Source organism: Halomonas sp. BM-2019, assembly GCF_017584085.1.
This window is the reverse complement of sequence record NZ_CP071922.1, coordinates 483442-486250: the sequence shown is the minus strand read 5'-3', so window position 1 is coordinate 486250 and position 2809 is coordinate 483442. Positions and strand designations below refer to the sequence as shown.

2 protein-coding genes and 2 pseudogenes (1 of these 4 cut by a window edge) are annotated in these 2809 nt (G+C 68.1%); all 4 read right to left on the bottom strand.

All coding sequences use genetic code 11. From position 1 onward, the window contains the following. Positions 1–853 (bottom strand): annotated as a pseudogene (locus J5F18_RS02470) (2Fe-2S iron-sulfur cluster-binding protein); it reaches 1953 nt to the left of the window's first position. Continuing rightward, positions 850–1200 (bottom strand): sarcosine oxidase subunit delta, encoded by a 351-nt coding sequence (locus tag J5F18_RS02465; protein ID WP_346300771.1) that lies wholly within the window; start codon positions 1198–1200, stop codon positions 850–852. The pseudogene J5F18_RS02470 and the gene J5F18_RS02465 overlap by 4 nt, the downstream one beginning before the upstream one ends. 21 nt (positions 1201–1221) lie before the next feature. Further along, the gene (locus J5F18_RS02460) at positions 1222–2472 is read right to left on the bottom strand and encodes a sarcosine oxidase subunit beta family protein (protein ID WP_346300770.1); all 1251 of its coding nucleotides are present in this window, start codon (positions 2470–2472) and stop codon (positions 1222–1224) included. Between the two features lie 49 nt (positions 2473–2521). Next, positions 2522–2809: pseudogene (gene glyA / locus J5F18_RS02455) on the bottom strand (serine hydroxymethyltransferase); the annotation flags it as partial.

Below are 2809 nucleotides of genomic sequence, written 5' to 3'. Positions count from 1 at the left end.
CCCGATGCATCCGCGAGCGCACCTGGCGCCGCCCCTCGAGGCGCGGGGCCACTTCGCCCAGGTGCTCGGTGCGCCGCTCGTGCAGGGTCACGAAGTGGTGGTCGTGATAGCCGTTGGCGGTGGTGCGCGGCAGCAGGGTGACGTTGTCGTAGCCGGCGAGTTCGGCCACCACGGCGGCGACCCACTCTCCCGCCGGCTCGTCGTCGAGCAGCTCGCGGCTGTCGAGCAGCGAGCCGCCCATCTCCTCCTGTTCGTCGGCCAGGATCACCCGGGCGCCGCTGCGGGCGGCGCTGAGCGCGGCGGCCAGGCCGGCGGGGCCTGCCCCGATCACCAGGACGTCGCAGTGCTGGTGGAGGTGGTCGTAGCTGTCCGGATCGCGTTCCATGGGGCTGCGCCCCAGGCCGGCGCTCTTGCGGATGTACTTCTCGTAGGTCATCCACAGGGAGGCCGGGGCCATGAAGGTCTTGTAGTAGAAGCCCGGGGGCATGAACTTGCCCCCCAGCTTGCCGACCAGGCTCATCAGGTCACGCTGGACGCTGGGCCAGCCGTTGGTGCCGCGCGCCACCAGGCCATCGAACAGCGCCTGCTGGGTGGCCCGCACGTTGGGCACCTGGGCCGCCTCGGTGCTGCCCAGTTGGACGACCGCATTGGGCTCCTCGGCGCCGGCGGCGACGATGCCGCGGGGCCGCGAGTACTTGAAGCTGCGGTTGACGATGTCCACCCCGTTGGCCAGCAGCGCCGAGGCCAGGGTGTCGCCGGCATAGCCCTGGTAGGCCTGGCCATTGAAGGTGAAGCTCAGGGGCTGGCGGCGATCGATGCGCCCGCCCTGGGTGAGGCGATTGACCTGGCTCATGCGCGGACTCCTTGACGAAGCGTTGCCTGATCGGTGACGTCCCGGGACGGCCGACCCTCGGGATACTCGGCGGTAATCGACGGCTGCTCGCCTATCTTGTAGGTCTCGAGGATCTCGTAGGTCACGGTGTGGCGGGTGACGTTGAAGAACTTGCGGCAGCCTACCGCGTGGACCCACAGCTCGTGGTGGATGCCGCGGGGGTTGTCGCGGAAGAACAGATAGTCGCCCCACTCCTCGTCGCTGCACGCCTCCGGGTCCTGGGGCCGGACGATATGCGCCTGGCCCTTGGGATGGAACTCCTCTTCCTCGCGCAGCTCACCGCAGTAGGGGCAATGGATATAGAACATGGGAAGTCTCCTCTGCGGGGATCAGTGGGCCACGCCGGCGGCGCCATGCTCATCGATCAGTGCCCCGGTATGGAAGCGGTCGATGGAGAAGGGCGCGGCGATCGGATGCATCTCGCCCTTGGCGAGGCTGGCGGCGAACACATGGCCCGAACCCGGGGTCGCCTTGAAGCCGCCGGTGCCCCAGCCACAGTTGAAGTAGAGCCCCTTGACCTGGGTCTTGGAGAGGATCGGGCAGGCGTCCGGACAGGTGTCAACGATGCCGCCCCACTGGCGGTTCATGCGCACCCGCGAGAACATCGGGAACATCTCGACGATCGCCTGCAGGGTGTGCTCCACGGTGGGATAGCTGCCGCGCTGGCCGTAGCCGTTGTAGCCATCGATGCCGGCACCGATGACCAGGTCGCCCTTGTCCGACTGGCTGATGTAGCCGTGGACATGGTTGGACATCACCACGGTGTCGAGCACCGGCTTGAGCGGCTCGGAGACCAGCGCCTGGAGCGGATGGGACTCCAGCGGCAGCTTGATCCCGGCCAGCTTGGCCAGCACGCCGGAGTTGCCGGCGGCCACGCAGCCGACGGTCTTGGCCTCGATGTCACCGCGATTGGTGTGCACCCCATAGACGCGGCCGTCGCGGATCTTGAAGCCGGTGACCTCGGTCTGCTGGAGGATGTCCACGCCCAGGGCATCGGCGCCCCGGGCAAACCCCCAGGCCACGGCGTCGTGGCGCGCCACACCGGCGCGCGGCTGCCAGGAGGCGCCGAGCACCGGATAGCGGGCGTTCTTCGAGCAGTCGAGGATCGGCACGATCTCCTGGACGCCCTTGGCATCCAGCACCTCGCCATCGATGCCGTTCAGGCGGTTGGCGTTGACCCGGCGCTGGATGTCACGCATGTCCTGCAGGGTGTGGCCCAGGTTGAGCACGCCGCGCTGGGAGAACATGACGTTGTAGTTGAGGTCCTGGGAGAGGCCCTCCCACAGCTTCATGGAATGCTCGTAGAGGGCCGCCGCCTCGTCCCACAGATAGTTGGAGCGTACGATCGTCGTATTACGAGCCGTATTACCGCCGCCCAGCCAGCCCTTCTCGATCACGGCGACGTTCTTGATGCCGTGCTCCTTGGCCAGGTAGTAGGCGGTGGCCAGGCCGTGGCCGCCGCCGCCGACGATGATGATGTCGTACTGCTTCTTCGGCGTGGGGTTGCGCCACTGGCGCTCCCAGTTCTCATGGTGGCTCAGCGCGTGCTTGACCAGCCCGAAGCCTGAATAACGTTGCATAGGGGTCTTCTCCTCAAAGGCCCCGCCGGCGCGCCGGCGGGGAGCGGGCTCAAGCGATGGAGGGCTCGGCAGCCTCGACGGCGGCCTGGCCATAGACCGGGTGGCGGACGCACAGCTCGGCCACCTTCTCGCGCACCTCGGCCTCCACGGCGTCGCTGTTGCGTTGCTCGGCCAGCACATCGAGGATGTCGCAGATCCAGCCCGCCAGCTCGGTGCATTCGGCCTCGTCGAAGCCGCGGGTGGTCACCGCCGGGGTGCCGATGCGCAGCCCGGAGGTGACGAAGGGGCTCTGGGGGTCGCCCGGCACGGCGTTCTTGTTGACGGTGATATGGGCGCG

Bases quoted from the DNA above. Each gene is read 5' to 3' on its own strand.
- J5F18_RS02465 (WP_346300771.1), bottom strand. From the start codon at position 1,200: ATGTTCTATATCCATTGCCCCTACTGCGGTGAGCTGCGCGAGGAAGAG.
- J5F18_RS02460 (WP_346300770.1), bottom strand. From the start codon at position 2,472: ATGCAACGTTATTCAGGCTTCGGGCTGGTCAAGCACGCGCTGAGCCAC.